Here is a 381-nt window from a genome sequence, read left to right as displayed (position 1 = left end):
TCTCAAGCACAGCCTGACCTTCGATCTTGCGGCGGATATCGCGGATGATCCGGCCCAGTCGGCTGCGCAGGATGCGCAACTGCCGCTGATGCCGCTTGAATTGCTTGGCATGGCCGTAGCGTCCCGCAATCATCGCCGCGGTCTTGGCAATGCGAAGATAGGACTGCCGCAGCTTGACCCCGTGCTTCCTCGCCAGGCGGTTGAGCCCCTTGATTGCCGCGTGCAGCAGCTTGGCATCGGTCGGGAAGGTGATGGCCTTCGGCTGCACGGTGGTATGTGCGCCATGACGGCGCGAAGAAGGAGGTTGAGTATGTAGACCATCTTCCGAGCAGCCTTGCTGCGCAAGAGATGAGGGCAGGCCCCTCGGACTCGGATTGCAGG

Annotated in this window: 1 pseudogene; it reads right to left on the bottom strand. The window is 62.2% G+C overall.

Features of this window, described 5'->3' with window-relative positions:
- A pseudogene (locus tag I6F28_RS37285) lies at window positions 1-381 on the bottom strand (IS5/IS1182 family transposase); the annotation flags it as partial.

The sequence above is a fragment of the Bradyrhizobium sp. NBAIM14 genome, assembly GCF_020193895.1.
Lineage (GTDB): Bacteria > Pseudomonadota > Alphaproteobacteria > Rhizobiales > Xanthobacteraceae > Bradyrhizobium > Bradyrhizobium yuanmingense.
The sequence above is the reverse complement of the archived record's forward strand: the minus strand, read 5'-3'. Positions and strand labels throughout refer to the sequence as shown.